The sequence below is a fragment of the Methylobacterium terricola genome (genome assembly GCF_006151805.1).
GTDB lineage: Bacteria > Pseudomonadota > Alphaproteobacteria > Rhizobiales > Beijerinckiaceae > Methylobacterium > Methylobacterium terricola.
In genome coordinates this window covers 26,511-46,002 of the sequence record NZ_VDDA01000004.1, presented here as the reverse complement: position 1 = coordinate 46,002, position 19,492 = coordinate 26,511, and the positions used below count along the sequence as shown (strand labels likewise).

18 protein-coding genes are annotated in these 19,492 nt (G+C 70.6%); 9 read left to right on the top strand and 9 right to left on the bottom strand.

Annotated features, from left to right (window positions below; translation table 11 throughout):
• Positions 1 to 113 precede the first annotated feature (113 nt).
• Both FF100_RS10540 and FF100_RS10535 read left to right on the top strand, forming a co-directional pair.
• Positions 114 to 1,109, top strand: coding sequence for a magnesium transporter CorA family protein (locus tag FF100_RS10540; protein WP_139035700.1), 996 nt, complete (start codon positions 114 to 116; stop codon positions 1,107 to 1,109).
• Positions 1,110 to 1,122: 13 nt separating this feature from the next.
• On the top strand, positions 1,123 to 1,851 hold the full coding sequence (locus tag FF100_RS10535) for an SOS response-associated peptidase (RefSeq protein ID WP_139035699.1): 729 nt from the start codon (positions 1,123 to 1,125) through the stop codon (positions 1,849 to 1,851).
• 127 nt (positions 1,852 to 1,978) lie between these two features.
• Here the strand turns inward: FF100_RS10535 and FF100_RS10530 are convergent, their stop codons facing one another.
• Together FF100_RS10530 and FF100_RS10525 are read right to left on the bottom strand one after the other, a co-directional pair.
• Positions 1,979 to 2,833 (bottom strand): prephenate dehydratase, encoded by an 855-nt coding sequence (locus FF100_RS10530; RefSeq protein WP_139035698.1) that lies wholly within the window; start codon positions 2,831 to 2,833, stop codon positions 1,979 to 1,981.
• Positions 2,834 to 2,854: 21 nt separating this feature from the next.
• Complete coding sequence (locus tag FF100_RS10525; RefSeq protein ID WP_139035697.1) at positions 2,855 to 3,598, bottom strand: 3-deoxy-manno-octulosonate cytidylyltransferase; 744 nt, start codon at positions 3,596 to 3,598, stop codon at positions 2,855 to 2,857.
• A 281-nt stretch (positions 3,599 to 3,879) separates the two neighbouring features.
• On the opposite strand from FF100_RS10525, the gene FF100_RS10520 reads away from it, so the two are divergent.
• The 4 genes from FF100_RS10520 to FF100_RS10505 all read left to right on the top strand — a co-directional run bounded on the left by FF100_RS10520 (position 3,880) and on the right by FF100_RS10505 (position 9,449).
• The gene (locus FF100_RS10520) at positions 3,880 to 4,419 is read left to right on the top strand and encodes a c-type cytochrome (protein WP_139035696.1); all 540 of its coding nucleotides are present in this window, start codon (positions 3,880 to 3,882) and stop codon (positions 4,417 to 4,419) included.
• A gap of 155 nt (positions 4,420 to 4,574) precedes the next feature.
• The gene (locus FF100_RS10515) at positions 4,575 to 6,497 is read left to right on the top strand and encodes an extracellular solute-binding protein (protein WP_246102012.1); all 1,923 of its coding nucleotides are present in this window, start codon (positions 4,575 to 4,577) and stop codon (positions 6,495 to 6,497) included.
• Positions 6,497 to 8,338 carry an extracellular solute-binding protein gene (locus FF100_RS10510; protein ID WP_139035695.1) on the top strand — a complete coding sequence of 614 codons (1,842 nt, stop codon included), beginning with the start codon at positions 6,497 to 6,499 and terminating at the stop codon, positions 8,336 to 8,338. The genes FF100_RS10515 and FF100_RS10510 overlap by 1 nt, the downstream gene beginning before the upstream one ends.
• 4 nt (positions 8,339 to 8,342) lie before the next feature.
• Positions 8,343 to 9,449: a microcin C ABC transporter permease YejB gene (locus FF100_RS10505; protein ID WP_139035694.1), complete on the top strand. Its 1,107-nt coding sequence runs from the start codon at positions 8,343 to 8,345 to the stop codon at positions 9,447 to 9,449.
• Between the two features lie 120 nt (positions 9,450 to 9,569).
• Here FF100_RS10505 and FF100_RS10500 read toward each other — a convergent pair whose 3' ends face one another.
• The 6 genes from FF100_RS10500 to FF100_RS10475 are packed head-to-tail and all read right to left on the bottom strand — an operon-like array spanning position 9,570 to position 14,982.
• Positions 9,570 to 10,319 (bottom strand): SDR family oxidoreductase, encoded by a 750-nt coding sequence (locus tag FF100_RS10500; RefSeq protein ID WP_139035693.1) that lies wholly within the window; start codon positions 10,317 to 10,319, stop codon positions 9,570 to 9,572.
• A gap of 16 nt (positions 10,320 to 10,335) precedes the next feature.
• Positions 10,336 to 10,992, bottom strand: coding sequence for an ABC transporter ATP-binding protein (locus FF100_RS10495; RefSeq protein WP_139035692.1), 657 nt, complete (start codon positions 10,990 to 10,992; stop codon positions 10,336 to 10,338).
• Positions 10,979 to 11,749, bottom strand: coding sequence for an ABC transporter ATP-binding protein (locus tag FF100_RS10490; protein ID WP_139035691.1), 771 nt, complete (start codon positions 11,747 to 11,749; stop codon positions 10,979 to 10,981). The genes FF100_RS10495 and FF100_RS10490 overlap by 14 nt, the downstream gene beginning before the upstream one ends.
• Entirely contained in the window at positions 11,746 to 12,678 is a 933-nt protein-coding gene (locus FF100_RS10485; RefSeq protein ID WP_139035690.1) for a branched-chain amino acid ABC transporter permease, read from the bottom strand. Before FF100_RS10485 ends, FF100_RS10490 begins: the two co-directional genes overlap by 4 nt.
• 31 nt (positions 12,679 to 12,709) lie before the next feature.
• The gene (locus FF100_RS10480; RefSeq protein ID WP_139035689.1) at positions 12,710 to 13,642 is read right to left on the bottom strand and encodes a branched-chain amino acid ABC transporter permease; all 933 of its coding nucleotides are present in this window, start codon (positions 13,640 to 13,642) and stop codon (positions 12,710 to 12,712) included.
• Positions 13,642 to 14,982 (bottom strand): ABC transporter substrate-binding protein, encoded by a 1,341-nt coding sequence (locus tag FF100_RS10475; protein WP_139035688.1) that lies wholly within the window; start codon positions 14,980 to 14,982, stop codon positions 13,642 to 13,644. The genes FF100_RS10480 and FF100_RS10475 overlap by 1 nt, the downstream gene beginning before the upstream one ends.
• 526 nt (positions 14,983 to 15,508) lie before the next feature.
• Here FF100_RS10475 and FF100_RS10470 point away from each other — a divergent pair.
• Positions 15,509 to 16,507, top strand: coding sequence for an SDR family oxidoreductase (locus FF100_RS10470; protein WP_139035687.1), 999 nt, complete (start codon positions 15,509 to 15,511; stop codon positions 16,505 to 16,507).
• Between the two features lie 39 nt (positions 16,508 to 16,546).
• Positions 16,547 to 16,870 carry a YnfA family protein gene (locus FF100_RS10465; protein WP_139035686.1) on the top strand — a complete coding sequence of 108 codons (324 nt, stop codon included), beginning with the start codon at positions 16,547 to 16,549 and terminating at the stop codon, positions 16,868 to 16,870.
• A 7-nt stretch (positions 16,871 to 16,877) separates the two neighbouring features.
• Here FF100_RS10465 and FF100_RS10460 read toward each other — a convergent pair whose 3' ends face one another.
• Positions 16,878 to 17,867, bottom strand: coding sequence for a helix-turn-helix domain-containing protein (locus FF100_RS10460; RefSeq protein ID WP_171070121.1), 990 nt, complete (start codon positions 17,865 to 17,867; stop codon positions 16,878 to 16,880).
• A gap of 217 nt (positions 17,868 to 18,084) precedes the next feature.
• Between FF100_RS10460 and FF100_RS10455 the strand changes: the two genes are divergently transcribed.
• A complete protein-coding gene (locus FF100_RS10455) occupies positions 18,085 to 19,488 on the top strand; it encodes an amidase (RefSeq protein ID WP_139035684.1) in 1,404 nt (467 codons plus the stop codon).
• Positions 19,489 to 19,492: the final 4 nt, after the last annotated feature.

Sequence of the window (19,492 nt, the reverse complement as noted above, 5' to 3'; positions counted from 1 at the left end):
TGGACGCCGCGTCATCGACAATCGGGGCCTTCGCGCCCACGCTGTCACGGAGCCTTCAAGGCGGCCGGGCCACAAGGCTTCCTCCGCCGCGCCCCTTTCGTCCGAGACCGCCCTTGATCTTCGTCCATCAGCCGAATGCCTGCGCCAGCACCGGACAGCCGCTCCTCGAGCGGCGCCTGCTCGAGATGTCCGAGCCGATCCCGCCGGACGCGCTCTGGATCGACCTGATCGAGCCGACGCGCCAGGAGGACCACAAGGTCGAGGCGTTCCTCGGCATCTCGATCCCGACCCGGGAGGAGATGGAGGACATCGAGCCCTCGGAACTCCTCTACGTCGAGAACGGCGCCCGCTACATGACCGGGCGTCTCCTGTGCCGGGTCGATACCGACGATGCGCGGCTCACCGGCGTCACCTTCATCCTGCGCGACAACAAGCTCGCCACGGTGCGCTACGACGATCCGCAGGCGTTCCGGATGTTCGTCCACCGGGCGGCCCGGCCGGCCGGCGTGCTGCTCACCGGCGAGGCGATGCTGGCCGGCCTGATCGAGACCGTGATCGACCGCGCCGCCGACGTGCTCCAGGCGCAGGGCGAGCGCATCGACCGGCTGTCGCGCCGGATCTTCGCCGAGCATTCCGACCCGAGCGCCCGCAACGCCGAATTGCAGGACACCCTGCGGGCGCTCGGGCGCCACAACGAGCTGCTGTCGCAGCAGCGCGAGAGCCTGGTCTCGGTCGAGCGCATCCTGCTCTCGCTCTCGGCGAGCTACCGGGTCAGCAAGGCGCCGCGCGAGATCCGCGAGGAGGTCCGCTCGACCCTGCGCGACCTGCAGTCGCTGGAGGAGCACGCGACCTTCCTGTCCGGCAAGATCCAGTTCCTGCTCGACGCGACCCTCGGCCTCGTCAACCTCGAGCAGAACAACATCATCAAGCTGTTCTCGGTCATGGCGGTGGTGTTCATGCCGCCGACCTTGATCGCCTCGATGTACGGCATGAACTTCAAGGTGATGCCGGAGCTCGACTGGGGCTTCGGCTACCCGATGGCGGTGGTGATGATGGTGGTGGCGGCGATCCTGCCCTACGCCTTCTTCCGCTGGAAGCGCTGGCTGTAGGAGACGAGCAGGAATGTGCGGCCGCTTCTTCGTCACCTCCTCGCCCGAGACCTTCCGGGAGGCTTACGGCTACGACGACCGGCCGAACTTCCCGGCCCGCCACAACGTGGCGCCGACCCAGCCGGTGGCGGTGGTGACGTCCGAGCACGGGCGCCGGCGCTTCGTGCTGATGCGCTGGGGCTTCCTGCCGGCCTGGGTCAAGGATCCGGACGATTTCCCCCTCGTCATCAACGCCCGGATCGAGACCGCGGCGGAGAAGCCGAGCTTCCGCAACGCCCTGCGCTACCGGCGCTGCATCTTCCTCGCCGACGGCTTCTACGAGTGGCGCCGCGGCGGTCCGCGCGGGCAGGCCCCTTACGCGATCCGCCGGGCCGACGGCCGCCCGATGGCGCTCGCGGGCCTGTGGGAGACCTGGAGCAGCCGCGACGGCTCGGAGATCGACACCGCGGCGATCGTCACCTGCGGCGCCAATGGGCTGCTCGCCGCCATCCATGAGCGCATGCCGGCGATCCTGTCGCCGGAGGCCGTCGACGCTTGGCTCGACCTGCGCGACGTCGATGCCGGTCAGGCGGCGGCCCTGTGCCGGCCGGCGCCGGAGGAGTGGCTGGACCTCAGGCCGGCGAGCCGGCGGGTGAACGACGTGCGCCACGACGAGGCGGGCTTGCTGCGGCCGGACGAGGATGAGCCGGCGGCGCCCAAGCCGCCGGAACGCAAGGTCGAGGCGCAGGGGTCGTTGTTCTGAGGCAATCCGAGGTTTGCGCGCCCCGTCCCCCCGTCCGCGTCAAGCCGGGGCCGCGAAGCGAAACCCCGGGATGACGCGGAGGGGACACGTCAGGGAGCGAGAGCGATACGAACGTTCTCCGCCCGTCTCACTCCGCCGGCGGCCGCGCGCTCTCGCGGAACGGATGCGCCGGGTAGGTCCCGATGATCCGGATCGCGCTCGAGAAATACGCCAGCTCGTCGAGCGCCCGCCGCAGGCCCGGCTCCTCCGGGTGGCCGTCGACCTCGGCGTAGAACTGGGTCGCGGTGAACTGGCCCTCGACCATGTAGCTCTCGAGCTTGGTCATGTTGACGCCGTTGGTGGCGAAGCCCCCGAGCGCCTTGTAGAGCGCGGCCGGGATGTTGCGCACGCGGAACATGAAGCTCGTCACCGTCGGGCCGGCGCCCGCCGGCGGCACCGCCGGCTCGCGGGACAGCACGACGAAGCGGGTGGTGTTGTGCTCCTCGTCCTCGACGTTCTCGGCCAGGATCGACAGGCCGTAGATCTCGGCGGCGAGCCGCGGCGAGAGCGAGGCGCGGGTGCGGTCGCCGGCCTCGGCGACCTGGCGGGCGGCACCGGCGGTGTCGGGCGCCACCACCGCCTTGAGGCCGAGGCGCCGGATGATCTTGCGGCACTGGCCGAGCGCGTGGACGTGGCTGTGCACGGTGCGGATCTCCTCCAGCGCCACGCCCGGCAGGGCCATCAGCTGGAAGCGGATCGGCAGGAACTGCTCGCCGATGATGTGGAGGCCCGAGGCCGGCAGCATGTGGTGGATGTCGGCGACGCGGCCGGCGATCGAGTTCTCGATCGGGATCATGCCGAGGGAGGCCGAGCCGTCCTGCACCGCCGTCAGCGCGTCCTCGAAGGTGGCGCAGGGCAGGGGCGTCCAGTCCGGATAGGCCTCGTTGATGATGATGTGCGAGTTGGCGCCGGGCTCGCCCTGGTAGGAGATCGTTGTCTTCATCGTCGAGGCTTTCGGAAACAATCAGTTCAGGCGCCGGGCGGCCAGGATGGCGCGGGCGCGCTCGAGGTCGTGGGGCGTGTCGACGCCGAGCGGCACGTCGTCGACCACGACCGCGTCGATCCGCATCCCGGCCTCCAGCGCGCGCAGCTGCTCCAGCTTCTCGCGCAGCTCGAGCGGGCTCGGCGGCAACGCCACGAAGCGGTCGAGCGCCCGGCGGCGATAGGCGTAGAGCCCGATATGGTGGAGGAGGGGGCCGTCGCCGTAAGGCGCCGTGGCGCGGGTGAAATAGAGCGCCCGCAGCCGCCCGGGGGCGATCTCGGAGCCGACCAGCTTGACGACGCTCGGCTCGGTCCGCTCCTCGGGCCGGGTGATGACGGCGCAGAGCGTCGCGATGTCGACCGCCGGGTCGGCGAGCGGGACCACCGCGGCCGCGATGGCGGCGGGATCGATGGTCGGCAGGTCGCCCTGCACGTTCACCACCACGTCGTGGCGCCCCTCCGGGTCGATCACCTCCAGGGCCTCGGCCAGGCGGTCGGAGCCCGAGGGATGGTCGGGCCGGGTCATCACCGCGAGGCCGCCCACCGCTTCCACGGCCTGCACGATGGCGGGGGTGTCGGTGCAGACCACCACCGGCCCGATGCCGGCCTCGATCGCCCGGCGCCAGACATGCACGATCATCGGCGCGCCGGCGATGTCGGCCAGCGGCTTCTCGGGCAGGCGGGTGGCGGCGAGGCGGGCGGGAATCAGGACGAGGGGATCGGACATAGGGATTTATGGCGAACGGGAGACGGCGGGTGGCGGGGAAGAAATCGGCCTTTGCGAGCGGCGGGTCTTAGCAGTACCGGCCGGGCTTGTCATGGCTGCGTCGGTCGGGCCGCCACCGTGGCGCCGTCCACACGCCGGGGCTCTGCGACGAACCGACGATGTTTAGAGCCATTGTCAACGGTGTCGCAGAACGGCTAAGCACCGGCGGATTGTCAGAGCGGCGTGGCGCCGGGCCGCGCCTCGAATCGCCCCTGCTCACCGGAGCATCGGAGCTGCCCAGAATGGATTCCTTCGAGCTTAACAAGATCGCCGGCGCAGTGCTCGGCGCCCTGCTCCTCGCGATGGGGACGGGGTTCCTGGCCGAGCTGATCTACAAGCCGAAGCCGGCGGGTGATCGCGGCTACGCGCTCCCGGCCGCCGAGGAGAACGCCGGCGCCGCGGCGCCCGCCGCCGCCAAGGAGGAGCCGCTGCCCGTGCGCCTCGCCAGCGCCGACGCCACGAAGGGCCAGGCCGCCGCCAAGAAGTGCATGGCCTGCCACAGCTTCGAGAAGGGCGGCCCGAACAAGGTCGGCCCCGATCTGTACGGCATCGTCGAGCGCCCGAAGGGCAGCCACGAGGGCTTCGCCTACTCGGCCGCCATGAAGGCCAAGGGCGGCAACTGGACCTACGACGACCTCGACCACTTCCTGCACGCCCCGAAGCAGTACGTGCAGGGCACCATCATGGCCTTCGCCGGCGTGCCGTCCGGCGCCGAGCGCGCCGACATCCTGGCCTACCTGAAGACCCTGTCGGACAAGCCGGTCGACTTTCCGAAGCCGTGAACGGGCTTCGGAGACCCGAGACGTGACGAGGCCGGGCGAGAGCCCGGCCTTTTTCGCGTCTGGCCCCCTGCGCCGACGCGCCCGGGTTGGCGGGGCCGCCCCCCGCGACCTAGAACGGGGGCCAGAGACCTGACCCCACCGGAGGATCGCCCCGCGTGATCGCACGCCCCCTCACTCGCCGCGCCGCCCTCGCCCTCCTGAGCCTCGCCGCCCTGCCGGCCGGGGTCCGCGCGCAGGGCGCTCCCCCGGCAGGGGGTGCCCAGACCAGCAACGTCCCCGGCAGCGTTGCCGGCGACGGCTGGCGCCACGGCCTGTCGCTCCTCGGCGAGCCGAAATACCCGGCGGACTTCACGCATTTCGACTACGCCGACCCGAACGCCCCGAAGGGCGGCCTGGTGCGGTTCGGCTCGCAAGGGTCGTTCGACAATTTCAACCTCATCGTCGCCGGGGTGAAGGGCGACCTCGAGAGCCAGATCCCGCTGATCTACGACACCCTGCTGGCCCAGGCGCAGGACGAGGCCTCGACCTATTACGGTCTTCTCGCCGACGGGGTGCGGCCGGCCGAGGACCTCGGCAGCGTCGTCTACCGCCTGCGGCCGGAGGCGCGCTGGCACGACGGCCAGCCGGTGACGGCCGACGACGTCGTGTTCTCCTTCGCGGTGCTGAAGGAGAACAGCCCGAGCTATTCCTCCTACTACAAGAACGTCACGACGGCCGAGGCGATCGGCCCGCACGAGGTGCGCTTCATCTTCTCGGAGAAGGGCAACCGCGAGCTGCCGCAGATCGTCGGCCAGTTCCCGGTACTGCCGAAGCACTGGTGGCAGGGCAAGGATGCATCGGGCCGGCCCCGCAACCCGGCCGAGACGACGCTGGAGATCCCGCTCGGCTCCGGCCCCTACCGGCTCGCCCGGTTCGAGGCCGGCCGCACCGCCGCCTACGAGCGGGTGCCGGATTACTGGGGCCGCGACCTGCCGGTGAACCGGGGGGCCAACAACTTCGACACCCAGCGCGCCGAGTATTTTCGCGATGCGACGGTGATGATCGAGGCGTTCAAGGCCGACCAGTTCGACTGGCGCACCGAGAACATCGCCCGCAACTGGGCCACCGCCTATGACGGCTTCCCGGCGTTGCGCGAGGGCCGGATCCTCAAGGAAGAGTTCCCGCAGGCCGGCATGGGCATGATGCAGGCTTTCACCCTTAACCTGCGCCGCAAGAAGTTCGCCGACGAGCGGGTGCGGCGGGCCTTCAACCTCGCCTTCGACTTCGAGGAGATGAACCGCACGCTGTTCTACGGGCTCTACAAGCGAGTCGATTCGTACTTCTTCGGCACCGAGCTGGCCTCGTCCGGTCTGCCCGAGGGCCGCGAGCGGGCGATCCTCGAGAGCGTCAAGGACATGGTGCCGGCGTCGGTCTTCACCACGCCGTACAAGAACCCGGTCAACGGCAGCCCGGAGGCGGTGCGCACGAACCTGCGCGAGGCGGTGCGGCTGTTCCAGGAGGCGGGCTACGAGATCCGCGGCAACCAGATGGTCGAGAAGGCCTCCGGCCAGCCGTTCACGGTCGAGTTCCTCGGCAACGACAACTCGGCCGAGCGGGTCGTGCTGCCCTACCGCGCCGCCCTGCAGCGTATCGGCCTCACGGTCTCGCTCCGGGTCGTCGATCCGGCCCAGTATCAGAACCTGATGCGCAGCTTCGACTTCGATGCCCTGGCGCTCAACAACTGGCCCGAATCGCTCTCGCCCGGCAACGAGCAGCGCGGCTTCTGGGGCTCGGCCGCCGCCGACAAGCCGGGCTCGCGCAACCTCGCCGGCATCAAGGATCCGGGCGTCGACGCGCTGATCGACAAGCTGATCTATGCCGGCGACCGCGAGGAGCTGGTGGCGGCGACGCGGGCGCTGGACCGGGTGCTCCTCGCCCACAACTACGTCGTGCCGCAATGGTCCTCCGACGTATCGCGGACCCTGCGCTGGAACCGCTTCGCCCATCCGGCTGTCCTGCCGAGATACGGCGCCTCGGGCTTCCCGACGACCTGGTGGTACGACAAGGACTTGGCCGCCAAGACCGGGGTGGCGCGGTGATGCGCCGGCGCAGCTTCCTCACGGCGAGCGGGGCGGCTCTCCTCGCCGCCCGCCTTCCGGCCTTCGCCGACACCCCGGAGCGCCACGGCCTGTCGAGCTTCGGCGACCTGAAATATCCGGCCGCCTTCCCGCGCTTCGACTACGTCGATCCCTTGGCGCCGAAGGGCGGCACCTTCGCGGCGCAAATCTCGGGCACCACCGGCAACCAGGCCTTCGAGACATTCAACACCCTCAACATCTACGTGCTGAAGGGTGACGGCGCCGCCGGCATGGACCTGACCTTCGACAGCCTGATGGTCCGGGCCCTCGACGAGCCGGACGCGCTTTACGGCCTCGTCGCCCGCGGTGTGACGGCGAGCGGGGACGGCCTGTCCTACCGCTTCTCGCTCCGGCCGCAGGCCCGGTTCCACGACGGCTCGCGGCTGACCGCCCGCGACGTCGCCTTCTCGATCATGACGCTCAAGGAGAAGGGCCATCCGCAGATCGCCGCGGTGCTGCGCGACGTCGCCGGGGCGAGCCCGGAGGGCGACGACGCGGTGGTGGTGCGCTTCGCCCCGGGCCGCAGCCGCGACCTGCCGCTGATCGTCGCCGAACTGCCGATCTTCTCGGAGGCCTATTACCGCGGCCGCGACTTCGAGGCCTCGACGCTGGAGCCGCCCCTCGCCTCCGGACCCTACCGGGTGGCGCGGTTCGAGGTCGGCCGCTTCATCGCCTTCGAGCGGGTCGCGGATTACTGGGGCGCCGACCTGCCGGTCGCCATCGGCCAGAACAATTTCGGCGAGATCCGCTACGAGTATTTTCGCGATCGCGACGTGGCGTTCGAAGCGTTCAAGGCCGGGACCTTCACCTGGCGCGAGGAATTCACCGCCCGGGTCTGGGCTACCGGCTACGACTTCCCGGCAGCCCAGGAAGGCCGCGTCAAGCGCGAGACCGTGCCGGACGCCACGCCCTCGGGCACGCAAGGCTGGTTCCTCAACGCCCGCCGGCCGGTCTTCCGCGATCCGCGCATCCGCGAGGCGATCGGGCTCGCCTTCGACTTCGAGTGGTCGAACCAGAACCTGATGTACGGCGCCTACAGGCGCACCGCCTCGTTCTTCGAGAATTCGGACCTGAAGGCGGAGGGGATGCCCTCACCGGAGGAGCTGGCGCTCCTCGAGCCGTTCCGGGGGCGGATCCCCGACGAGGCGTTCGGCGAGCCGGTCTCGCCGCCGCGCTCGGACGGGTCGGGCCAGGACCGGGCGCTGCTGCGCCGGGCCGACACGCTGCTGCGCCAGGCCGGCTGCACCCGGGACGGCGGTGTGATGAAGCTGCCGGACGGCCAGCCGCTCGCCTTCGAGTTCCTGGATTCCTCGCCGGTCTTCCAGCCGCTGCTGCAATCCTACATCAAGAACCTGTCCCTGCTCGGCATCCGGGCGAGCTCGCGCCTCGTCGATGCGGCGCAGTACCAGGCGCGGCTCAAGGATTTCGACTTCGACGTGGTCTCGTCGCGGTTCGGCGGCTCGGTCACCCCGGGCGCGGCCTTGCGCGAGGTCTATGGCAGCCGGGCCGCCAAGCAGCCGGGCTCGCAGAACCTCGCGGGCATCGAGAACCCGGCCGCCGACGCGATGCTGGACCGCATCGCGGATGCCGCCTCGCGGGCCGAGCTCACCATCGCCTGCCGGGCGCTCGACCGGGTGCTGCGAGCCGGGCGCTACTGGGTGCCGATGTGGTACGGCGCCACCCACCGCCTGGCGCTGTGGGACATGTACGGCCGGCCGCGCGACCTGCCGAAATACGGCCTCGGCGTCCCGGCTTTGTGGTGGCACGACGCCGAGAAGGCGCGCAAGATCGGACGGACCTGACATCATGGCGGCCTACCTCATCCGTCGTCTCCTCCTGATGATCCCGACGATCCTCGGGATCATGCTGATCTCCTTCGTGATCGTGCAATTCGCCCCCGGCGGTCCGGTCGAGCGGGTGCTCGCCCAGCTCCAGGGCCAGAACACCGCGATGTCCCGCGTCACCGGCGGCGGCGGCGACCTCGCCGGCCGCGGCGGCACGTCCCAGGCCGGGGGAGGGGAATCGAATTCCCGCTACCGCGGCGCGCAAGGTCTCGACCCCGCCTTCATCAAGCGGCTGGAGCAGCAATTCGGCTTCGACAAGCCGGCGCCCGAGCGCTTCCTGAAGATGCTGTGGGACTATGCCCGGTTCGATTTCGGCAAGAGCTACTTTCGCGATGTCTCGGTGCTGCAGCTGATCCGCGAGAAGCTGCCGGTCTCGATCAGCCTCGGGCTCTGGATGACGCTGATCTCCTACGCGATCTCGATTCCGCTCGGGATCCGCAAGGCGGTGCGGGACGGCACACCCTTCGACGTCTGGACCTCGGGGGTCGTCATCGTCGGCTATGCGATTCCCGGCTTCCTGTTCGCGATCCTGCTGATCGTGCTGTTTGCCGGCGGCTCGTTCTGGCAGATCTTCCCGTTGCGCGGCCTCACCAGCGAGGGCTGGTCGCAATTCCCGCTGTGGCAGAAGGTGACCGACTACCTCTGGCACATCACCCTGCCGATCATCGCCATGGCGATCGGCGCCTTCGCCACCTCGACGCTGCTCACCAAGAACTCGTTCCTCGACGAGATCCGCAAGCAATACGTGCTGACCGCCCGCATGAAGGGCCTGTCCGAGCGCCAGGTGCTCTACGGCCACGTCTTCCGCAACGCGATGCTGATCGTGGTGGCGGGCTTCCCGGGCGCCTTCATCTCGGCGTTCTTCGCCGGATCGCTCCTGATCGAGACCATCTTCAGCCTCGACGGCCTGGGCTTGCTCTCGTTCGAATCGATCGTGAACCGCGATTATCCGGTGGTGTTCGCCAACCTCTACATCTTCTCGCTGCTCGGTCTGGTGGTGAACCTGATCTCCGACCTGACCTATAGCTGGATCGATCCGCGGATCGATTTCGAGGCACGGGCGGCGTAGCGGGCGGTTCGTGCGCCAGCGTCCTCCGCACAGGGGACACGGTCCGAGGAAAGGCGCGGGTTTCCCCTCTCCCCGCGGGCAGGGAGAGGGGACGCTCGTTCCCGTGCCTTTCGCCGACGATCACACCGTCCGGCCGCCGTCGATCGGCATCTCGACGCCGGTGATGAACTCGGCCTCGTCGGAAGCGAGGAACAAGGCCACGTTGGCGATGTCGGAGGCCCGCGACATCCGGCCGAGCGGAATCGTGGCGATGAACCGGGCGCGGTTCTCCGGCGTGTCCGGCACGCCCATGAAGGCCTCGAGCAGGCCGGTCTCGCCCATCACCGGGCAGAGCGCGTTGACGCGGATCTTCCACGGCGCCAGCTCGACGGCGAGCGACTTCGACATCAGGTTCACCGCCCCCTTCGAGGCGTTGTACCAGGTCAGGCCGGGACGGGGCCGGATGCCGGCGGTCGAGCCGACATTCAGGATCACGCCGCCGCCATTGTCGCGCATCGCAGGCGCCAGCGCCCGGACGAAGTGGAAGATCGACTTCACGTTGACCCGGAACACCCGGTCGAAGGCGTCCTCGTCGACCTCCATCAGCGGCTGGTTGCGGTGGGTGGTGCCGGCATTGTTGACCAGGATGTGCGGCGTGCCGAAGGCCTCGGTGGTGCGCCGGACCGCGGCCTGCACGTCCGCGGCGCTGCCGACATCGGCCGCGATGGCGATCGCCGATTCGCCGATCTCCGTGGCCACCCGCTCGGCGGCGTCGCCGCGCAGGTCGAGCACCGCGACCTTGGCGCCTTCTTGCGCGTAGCGCCTGGCGATGCCCTCGCCGAAGCCGCCGCCGGCGCCGGTGACGATCGCGACCTTGCCGTTCAGCCTCATGGAAAACACTCCTTGGTCAGGCGGCCGAGATCTCGCCGCGCTCGATCTGGATGGTGGTGTCGACCAGCGCCCGCAGCAGGTCCGGGCTGCTCTCGGTGATCAGGATCGCGACGTCGGGGAGCGCGGCCCGCAGGCGCGCCAGGGCCTCGGCGTAGCGAAGGGCGAGCGCCGGGGCGAGGCCCTGGAACGGCTCGTCGAGGAGCACCGCCCGGGTGCCGACCATCAGGGCGCGGCCGAGCGCCACCATCTTGCCCTGGCCGCCCGACAGGCCCGCCGCCTTGCGCGGGGCGAAGTCCTTGAGCTCCGGCAGGAGCGCGTAGACCGCCTCCAACCGCCGCGAGATCTCCGCCTTGGGCAGCCCGAGCACCTGGGCCGGCAGCAGCAGGTTGTCCTGCACCGTGAAGCTGCCGAACAGCTTGCGCTCCTCCGGCGCGTAGCCGATGCCGAGCCGGGCGCGGTGATGCGCCGGCACGGTGCCGGCCTCCTGCCCGTCGAGCACGAGCCGGCCGGCCTGGAGGGGGAGAAGCCCCATCAGGGCGCGGAGCGTCGTGGTCTTGCCGGCGCCGTTGCGGCCGATCAGGGCCACGCGCCCGCCCGGCGGCACCTGGAGCGAGACGCCGCGCAGGACCGGCGCGCCTGCGATCTCGACCGCCGCCCCCTCAAGCCGCAGCATGGGCGCCCCCCGTCGGCGCGATGCCGATCACCGTGCGCTGCACCTCCGGGTCGTTCAGGATCCGGGAGGGTGGCCCGAGCGCCGCGATCTTGCCCTGCCCCCACACCGCGACCCGGTCGGCGAAGCGCCCGACCACCTCCATGTCGTGCTCCACGAAGACCGCCGTCACGCCCGCCTCGCGCAGGACCCGCACCAGGGTCTCGACGATTCCCATCTTCTCGGCCGCCGCGACGCCGCTCGTCGGCTCGTCCATCAGCAGAAGCCGCGGCCGGAGCGCCACCGCCATGGCGATGTCGACGAGCTTGCGCGCGCCCTCGTTGAGGGCGTCGGCCCGCACATCGGTGATGCGGGCGAGGCCGAAGCGGGAAATCAGCTCCGCCGCCTCGTCGCGGAAGCGCGGGCGCAACAGGGGGTTCCACACCGACCACACGCCCTCGCGGGCGGCAACCGCCAGCGCCACGTTCTGCAACACCGTGTGCTCGGTGAAGAGCTGCGGCAGCTGGAAGCTGCGCGCCACGCCGAGCCCGACGATGCGCCGCGGCGACAGGCCGAGGATCGGCTTGCCCTCGAAGGCGATCGAGCCGCCTTGCGGCTTCAGGTAGCCGGTCGTCATGTTGATGAAGGTGGTCTTGCCGGCGCCGTTCGGGCCGATGATCGCCAGGAACTCGCCCGCCTCGACGTCGAGGTCGATCCCGTCGGCCGCCTTGAGGCCGCCGAAGGCGAGGCGCAGGCCCTTGGCCTGGAGAAGCGCGGTCATGCGGCCCTCCTGCGGCTGGTGATCATTCCCCAGATCCCGCCCGGCGCGAACACGATGACGCCCAGCAGCACGAGGCCGAGCACCATCTGCCAGGCATTGGCGAAGGTCGCCGCGGCGTAGACCCGGGTCAGCTCGTAGGCCGCAGCCCCCAGGAACGGCCCGATCACGCTGCCGGCCCCGCCGAGGATCGCGATGAAGACGAGCTCCCCCGAGGTCGTCCAGTAGCTCAAGGCCGGGGTGACGTGCCGGGTGGTGAGCGCGATGATCGCGCCGGCCAATCCCGCCATCACGGCGGAGGCGACGTAGGCCGCGAGCAGCACGCGCTTCGGCGACACGCCCATGAAGTCGAGCCGGGTCTCGCGGGTCTTGATGCCGGCGAGCGCCTCGCCGAGCGGCGAAGCGAGCGCCACCCGCACCAGGGCGCCGCAGGCGAGCGCCAGGACGAGGGCCATGCCGAGCACGATCCACTCGCCCGCCTCGCCGGCGAGCGGCTGGCCCAGGAAGGTGACGGGCGGGAGCCGGATGCCGTCGGCGCCGTGGGTGAGCGCGTAGAACTTCTCCAGCACCGAGTAGAACACCATGCTGAGCGCGAGATTCAGCATGCCGAAGAAGATCTCGCGGTAGCGCACCACGAACAGGCCGATCAGCAGGCCGACGAGACCGGCGAGCAGGCCTGCGGCGGGGAGCAGCAGCAAGGCTTCCGGCACCACCACCGCCCCGAACGCCACCGTGTAGGCGGCGAGCGCGAGGTAGAGCGCGTGGCCGAAGCTGACCTGGCCGGCCCGCAGCAAGAGCAGGATGCCGAGCACCGCCAGCCCCTTGGCGAGCGCGATGGTGAGGACGAAGCGCAGCCACGGCACCGCGTAGGCGAGGACGAGGATCAGGGCGGCGCCCGCGAAGGCGAGCAGGGTCTCGGAGCGGCGGGTCATCGCGCGGCTCCTCCTTCCATGAGAGCGCAGGTCATATCCGCCGGGTCTCCGCCACGCCGAACAGCCCCTGCGGCCGGAACAGCAGCACCGCCACCATGATGGCGTAGGGCACCACCACCTCGAATTCCGGCGCGACGTAGACCGCGAAGGAGCGGCCGAGGCCGATGAGGAGGGCCGCCACCGCCGCCCCCTCGATCTGGCCGAGGCCGGCGGTCGCGACGACCGCGAAGGAGAGCACGATGGTCGAGGCGCCGACGCCCGGCACCAGCGACACGGTGGGCGCGGCGAGCGCGCCGCCGAGGGCCGCCAGCGCGGCGCCGACCGTGAAGGTCAGCATCGTCACCTTGGCGGCGTCGATCCCCATGGCGCGGGCCGCCTCGCGGTCGACCGTGACCGCGACGACCATCCGGCCGGTGAGCGTGTAGCGCAGGACGTAGGCGAGGATGGCGAGGGTGGCGAGCGCCACGCCCGGCAGCACGTAGAGCTGGTAGGCGGTGAACGGGATGACATCCGTGCCGAAGGGCACGTCGACGGTGCCGAGCCATTTCAGCGGCGCGTCGAACACCACCGGCTGCACGCCCCAGACCAGCTTCTGCAGGTCCTCCAGGATCATGAACAGCGCGAAGGTGACGAGAAGCTGCAGCACCGGCTCGCGGTCCTGCATCCGGCGCAGCAACAGCCGCTCGATCACCGGCCCGAGCGCGACGCCGACGAGCACGGCAGCCGCGAGCAGGATCGGCAGGCCGAGCCAGGGCGGCGCGCCGAGGGAGGCGGCGAACAGCCCGATCGACGCCGCCGCGTAGCCGCCGATGGCGTAGAGGCTGCCATGCGCCACGTTGAGCACCCGCAGCACGCCGAACACCAGGTTCAGCCCCACCGCCACCATGAAGACGGCGGCGGCGTAGGACAGCCCGTCGAGCAAGGCGAGCCCGACGAGGATCCCGTTCTCCGACAACCAGGCCATCAGCTCTTGAAGGCCTGCGCCTGCGGGAGCTTGCCCACCATGTCGGGGGTCAGCGTCTTCAGCCAGTCGGCGCTCTTCTGGCCGACCGGCGTCGTCACGGTCTCGGCCGGGAAGACGATCATGTCGGTGAGCACCGGGAACGGGTACTTTTCGGAGTGCATCGTCGTGCCGATGAGCTGGTTCTCCAGCCCCTGGCCGTCCTCGCGGATCCGCACGCTGGCAGTGGGCGAGGGGAATTCGAGGCCCTTGAAGGCGGCCGCCAGCTCCGCATCGCTCGGCCAGCCGCCGCCCTTCGCCGCCACCGCCTTCTCGATGCCGGCCTTCATCGCCGAGACGGCCTGCGCCATGTGGAAGCACGGATAGATCGGCCAGGCATTGTACTTGGCCTTGTAGGTGTCGCTGAACCGCTTCAGCCGCTCGGGATCGGCCGGCGAGGGGTGCAGGAACCAGTGGTCGCCGCGCGCGCCGACGATGTGGCCGGCCGGCAGCGCCTTGCCGACCCGCTGGAGCGAGGATTCGGCGAGGGGCATCACGAAGGTCGAGCGCTCGAACAGCTTGCGGTCCGAGGCCTGGCGGATCAGCGCGTCGAGGTCGCCGCCCCAGGAGGTCGAGAGAACCACGTCGGGCCGGAGCGCCAGCACGCGGGTGATCTCGGTCGAGAAATCGGTGGCGCCGAAGCGCGGGAACAGCTCGGCCGAGACCTTCACCCCGGGCTTCAGGGTGTTCATCGCCGTCCGGAAGATGTCCCAGGAATCCCGGCCCCAGGCATAGTCCTGGTTGATCACCGCGATCGACTTGAAGTCGGGCTTCACCTTCAGGAGGTAGAGGAGCGCCGACAGGATCTCCGGCGTGGCGTTGGCCTGGGTGCGGAAGGCGTACGAGTAGCGGTTATCCTCGAAGATGCGCTGGGTGCCGCAATCCCAGAGAAGCGTCGGGCGCTTCAGCTCGTCGGAGAGCGGCGCGCAGGCGATGCAATCGGCCGACGAGATCGCCGCGAAGATCAGGTGCACCCCTTCCGACTGCACCAGCCGGCGGTACTCTCCGACGACGTGGTCGACGCCCGGGCCCTCGTCGACGAAGATCGGCCGCACCTTGATTCCGGCGATGCCGCCGGCGGCGTTGATCTCGTCGAACAGCATCTCGGCGGTCTGGCGGCCGGGCACGCCGAACACGCTGGCCGGGCCCGACAGGTAGGTGGCGATGCCGACCTTGATCTCCGCCGGCTTCGCCCCTTGCGCCAGAGGAGAACCGCCCGGCAGCATCAGGCTCGCCCCAGCAGCGCCCGCGCCGATCAGCGCCTCGCGCCGCGTGACCATCCCGGCACGACCCGTCCCTGCCATCGGTTTCCTCCCTGACTTCTCGCGCGTGCGGGCCCCTCTGAAGATTGGCGTCGGGGGCCTCGCCGCGGGGCGGATCATGCGGGTGCGGGGCGCCGCTGTCCAATAGCTTGTTCGGGGTCGTGTCAGAGGTTCGAGATATGGGATGGGTGGGGGCGGGGTGATCGTGAGGCTGGTCGCTTGAGGGGAATCGCGGTCCATCCAGGGTCAAACCGAGCCCTCATCCAGAAAGACGCCACGCCCTTTCCCGGACGACTGGCGCGCCAGCGGAAGGAGATCCGGGATCGAGACCTGAGACTCGCCGCGAAGCGGTTCCATCTTTGCACCGTTGCAGACAAGCAGACGCTTCGCGAGTTTTCGTGCTGGTTCCCGGATCTCCTTCCGCTGGCGCTCCAGTCGTCCGGGAAAGGGGGAGGGTGGGACCACCGGTGGTGGAACACCCCACGTCTCCGCCCCGCCTCCCCTGAATGAACGAAGCGCGCCCGTCATCGTTAGCGCCTGGATACCCCTACCCCGTACGGAGGATTCCATGAGCCACGCGCACAAGCCCCTCGGCGAGCAGGTGATCGTCATCACCGGCGGCTCCAGCGGCATCGGGCTCGCGACGGCCCGGATGGCGGCGCGGGCCGGCGCCCGGGTCGTGCTCGCCTCGCGCAACGCCGAGGCGCTGGCGACGATCCAGGAGGAGATCGAGGCGGCGGGCGGCGAGGCGACCCATGTCGTCGCCGATGTCGGGCGGCGCGAGGACGTGCAGGCCATCGCCGACAAGGCGGTGCAGCGCTTCGGCGGGTTCGACACCTGGGTCAACGATGCCGGCATCTCGATCTATGGCCGCCTGGAGGAGATCTCGGACGAGGACCACGACCGCCTGTTCCAGACCAATTTCTGGGGCGTGGTCTACGGCTCGCTGGTGGCCGCTCCGCACCTGCGCCGGCGCGGCGGCGCGATCATCAATCTCGGCAGCATCGCCTCCGATCTCGCGATTCCGCTGCAAGGCATGTACTCGGCGAGCAAGCACGCGATCCGCGGCTTTACCGACGCGCTCCGGGCCGAGCTGGAGATCGACCGGGCTCCCGTCTCGGTGACGCTGATCAAGCCGGCGGCGATCGACACCCCGTTCCCGCAGCACGCCCGCAACTACCTCGACCGCGAGCCGTCGCTGCCGCCGCCGGTCTACCATCCGGACGAGGTCGCCCACGCGATCCTGCACGCGGCGGTCCATCCGCAGCGCGAGATCATCGTCGGCGGCGCCGGCCGGGCCATGACCGGGTTCAAGAAGCTGGCGCCCGGCACCTTCGACCGGCTCGGCGGCCTGATGGCCGGCCAGCAGCTCCGCGCCGAGCCGCCGCGCGACCCGAACGGCGCCCTCCACCGGCCGACGCAGGGTGGCCACGTCCGCGGCGACTATCCGGGGATGGTGCGCCACACCAGCACCTACACGCGGGCGAAGCTCCACCCGCTCACCACCGGCGCGGTGATGGCCGGCGTCGGCCTCGCGGCAGCGGCGCTGATCAAGCGGCGCGCCTGACCTTTGCCAGTTGCGGCATGGCGTGGGAGAAGCCGCGCCATGCCGACTTTCCTCCTCTACGCGGCGGCCGCGCTCGCCGAGATCGCCGGGTGCTTCTCGGTCTGGGCCTGGTGGCGGCTCGGCGCCTCGTCCTGGTGGCTGGTGCCGGGGGTTCTGGCGCTCGGCGCCTTCGCGTTCCTGCTGGCGCTCATCGAGGCGGATGCCGCCGGTCGGGCCTTCGCGGCCTATGGCGGGATCTACATCGCGGCGTCGCTGCTCTGGCTGTGGGCCGCGGAGGGGCAGCGGCCGGACCGGTTCGATTGCGCCGGCGCCGTCCTGTGCCTCGCCGGGGCGGCTTTGATCGTGCTGGCGCCCCGCGGGTGAGGGGCGTTCAGCCCGCGGCCCGCAGCACCGATTTCGGCATCACCCCGTAGGCCTTCTTGAAGGCGCGGCTGAAATGCGAGAAGTCGCTGAAGCCGCACTGCATCACCACCTGCCCGACATTGCGGGCCTGGCCCTCCGCGAGCAGCCGGTGGGCCAGTTCGAGCCGCTGCTGCCACAGCCAGCGGATCGCCGTGGTGCCGTCCGCCGCGAAGGCGCGGCAGAGGGTGCGCAGCGACACGCCGAGGCGGTTCGCCACCGTGGCGAGGTCGAGGTCGGGATCCTCGATATGGGCGAGGAGGAAGGTCTTGGCCTGGCGCACCAGGTCCTCGTCGGCGACCCGGCGCCCGGGCGCGGTCAGGCTCGCCTCCAGCGAGGCGGCGAGCAGCTCGAGGAACGAGCTGCCGAGGCGCTGCGAGCAGCTCTCGCTCAAGGGCGCCTCGAGCGCGACGATGTCGGTCATGGTGTGGGCGATGGTCGAGGCGAGCGGCTGGTCGGGCCGGATGATCCGGGCCGCGAGATGGGCCAGGTCTGGCAGCCGCGAGGCCATCTGCCGCCGCGCGATGCGGGCGATGATCATCCGCGTGTCCTGCTCGAACTCCCACAGGAACGGCCGGGCGGAATCGTAGATCACCAGATCGCCGACCGAGGCCAGGGCGCAGCGGTCGTCCTGGACCAGCCGGCCGGTGCCGGTCTTCATCAGCGCCACGAACACGTCGTCGTCCGGCATGCGCCGCAGGCAGGCGGCGTCGCGCCGGCTCGCCATCGGCGAGAACCGGATGTCGCAGACATTCACCTTGCCGAGGGCGACCTTGCGCATCCGCGCCGCGAAGGGCTGCTCGGGGCCCATCCGCGTCGTCTCCGACGGGCTCAAGTGGGCGCAGATCGCGTCGCGCCAGTAGGAGAAGCGGTACTTCTCGGCCAGCACGTTGGTGTCGAAGGTGGTGATCGCGGCGGGCGGGGACGCAGGCGATGGCGGCGAGACGTTGAGCGAGGCCATGACGGGTCCCTCCGGCATTGTCGCGGCGCGGGTCCGGGGGGTCCGTCGCCATCGAGCGACCCCCGTGACGCGACTCGCATCCGCGTGTCCGCAAGCAATGCCGATGCCAGACACGGGCAACGGCTGACGATCACAGGCCAAGCGCCATGACCCGTCGGAGCAAGACGGGCGCCCGGCGGGTTGGGAGGATGCGACCGACGGAGGCGGGAGGCCCACGATGTCCGCAACCCTGCACGACGAATCCCTGGTCTCCCTCGCCGAGGCGATCCGCCGGCGGCAGGTGAGCGCGGTCGAGGTGACGACGGCGATGCTCGCCCGCATCGAGGCCCTGGACGGGGAGATCCGCAGCTACACCACCGTGACCGCCGACCACGCGCTTTCCGCCGCCGCGCGGGCGGACCGGGAGACGGCGTCAGGCATCAGCCGCGGCCCGCTGCACGGCGTGCCCCTCGGCATCAAGGACCTGTGCGACACCCGCTTCGCTCCGACCGGCGCCGGCACGGCCATCCATCGCGACCGGGTGCCGGAGACCGACGCGACGGTGGTCGCGCGGCTGGAGCGGGGCGGGGCGGTGATCCTCGGCAAGCTCGCGATGACCGAGGGCGCCTATACCAGCCACCATCCGGACAATCCGGGCCCGGTCAACCCCTGGGGCCGCGGCCACTGGGTCGGCTCGTCCTCGACCGGCTCGGGCGCCGCCACCGCGGCGCGTCTCTGCTACGGCGCGCTCGGCTCGGATACCGGCGGCTCGATCCGCTTCCCTTCCGCGACCTGCGGGCTCACCGGCATCAAGCCGACCTGGGGCCGGGTCAGCCGCCACGGGGTGTTTCCGCTGGCCGCCTCCCTCGACCATGTCGGCCCGATGGCCCGCAGCGCCGCCGACGCGGCGGCGATCCTCGGGGTCATCGCCGGCGCCGACCCGCACGACCCGACGGCTTTGCAGGCGCCCGTGGACGACTATCTGGCGGCGACCGGCAGATCGGTCCGCGGGCTCACGGTCGGGATCGACCGGCGTTTCGTCACCGAGGGGATCGATCCGGAGGTGATCGCCGCCCTCGCCGGAATCGAGGCGGCGTTGCGCGCGTGCGGGGCGCGGATCCGTGAGGTCGCGATGCCGCCGACCGACGACCTCGTGCGCGGCTGGATCCCGTTCTGCGCGGTCGAGACCGCGCTCGCCCACCGGGACACCTATCCGGCGCAGGCCGCGGAATACGGCCCGGATCTCGCGGGGCTGATCGACGAGGGACGTACCGTCACCGGCGAGGCGCTCGGCGCGGTCTATCACGAGCGCCTCGCCTTCTCGGGCGCCCTGGCGGCTCTCTTCGAGGAGGTCGACCTGCTGCTCGTGCCGACCATGCCGGTGCCGGTCCCGAGCCTGACCCGGATGGCGGAGTTCGGCCAGGATCCGGAGGTGCTGCTGCGCATCCTGCGCTTCACCGCGCCGTTCAATTTCTCCGGCAACCCGACCATCACCCTGCCGGCGGGGATCGATGCGGCCGGGCTTCCCCTGAGCGTCCAGCTCGTCGGGCCGCATGTGTCGGAGGCGCTGTTGTGCCAGGCCGGGCACGCGATCCAGCAGGTGACGGATTGGCACGCGCGGCGGCCGGCGGGTCTGGCCTGAATCA

Coding starts and splice junctions, on each gene's coding strand:
- FF100_RS10500 (WP_139035693.1), bottom strand. CDS start 10,319: ATGAGGCTGAACGGCAAGGTCGCGATCGTCACCGGCGCCGGCGGCGGC.
- FF100_RS10480 (WP_139035689.1), bottom strand. CDS start 13,642: ATGGCCTGGTTGTCGGAGAACGGGATCCTCGTCGGGCTCGCCTTGCTC.
- FF100_RS10455 (WP_139035684.1), top strand. CDS start 18,085: ATGTCCGCAACCCTGCACGACGAATCCCTGGTCTCCCTCGCCGAGGCG.
- FF100_RS10510 (WP_139035695.1), top strand. CDS start 6,497: ATGCGCCGGCGCAGCTTCCTCACGGCGAGCGGGGCGGCTCTCCTCGCC.
- FF100_RS10490 (WP_139035691.1), bottom strand. CDS start 11,749: ATGACCGCGCTTCTCCAGGCCAAGGGCCTGCGCCTCGCCTTCGGCGGC.
- FF100_RS10465 (WP_139035686.1), top strand. CDS start 16,547: ATGCCGACTTTCCTCCTCTACGCGGCGGCCGCGCTCGCCGAGATCGCC.
- FF100_RS10530 (WP_139035698.1), bottom strand. CDS start 2,833: ATGAAGACAACGATCTCCTACCAGGGCGAGCCCGGCGCCAACTCGCAC.
- FF100_RS10525 (WP_139035697.1), bottom strand. CDS start 3,598: ATGTCCGATCCCCTCGTCCTGATTCCCGCCCGCCTCGCCGCCACCCGC.
- FF100_RS10535 (WP_139035699.1), top strand. CDS start 1,123: ATGTGCGGCCGCTTCTTCGTCACCTCCTCGCCCGAGACCTTCCGGGAG.
- FF100_RS10520 (WP_139035696.1), top strand. CDS start 3,880: ATGGATTCCTTCGAGCTTAACAAGATCGCCGGCGCAGTGCTCGGCGCC.
- FF100_RS10485 (WP_139035690.1), bottom strand. CDS start 12,678: ATGACCCGCCGCTCCGAGACCCTGCTCGCCTTCGCGGGCGCCGCCCTG.
- FF100_RS10505 (WP_139035694.1), top strand. CDS start 8,343: ATGGCGGCCTACCTCATCCGTCGTCTCCTCCTGATGATCCCGACGATC.
- FF100_RS10460 (WP_171070121.1), bottom strand. CDS start 17,867: ATGGCCTCGCTCAACGTCTCGCCGCCATCGCCTGCGTCCCCGCCCGCC.
- FF100_RS10475 (WP_139035688.1), bottom strand. CDS start 14,982: ATGGCAGGGACGGGTCGTGCCGGGATGGTCACGCGGCGCGAGGCGCTG.
- FF100_RS10495 (WP_139035692.1), bottom strand. CDS start 10,992: ATGCTGCGGCTTGAGGGGGCGGCGGTCGAGATCGCAGGCGCGCCGGTC.
- FF100_RS10470 (WP_139035687.1), top strand. CDS start 15,509: ATGAGCCACGCGCACAAGCCCCTCGGCGAGCAGGTGATCGTCATCACC.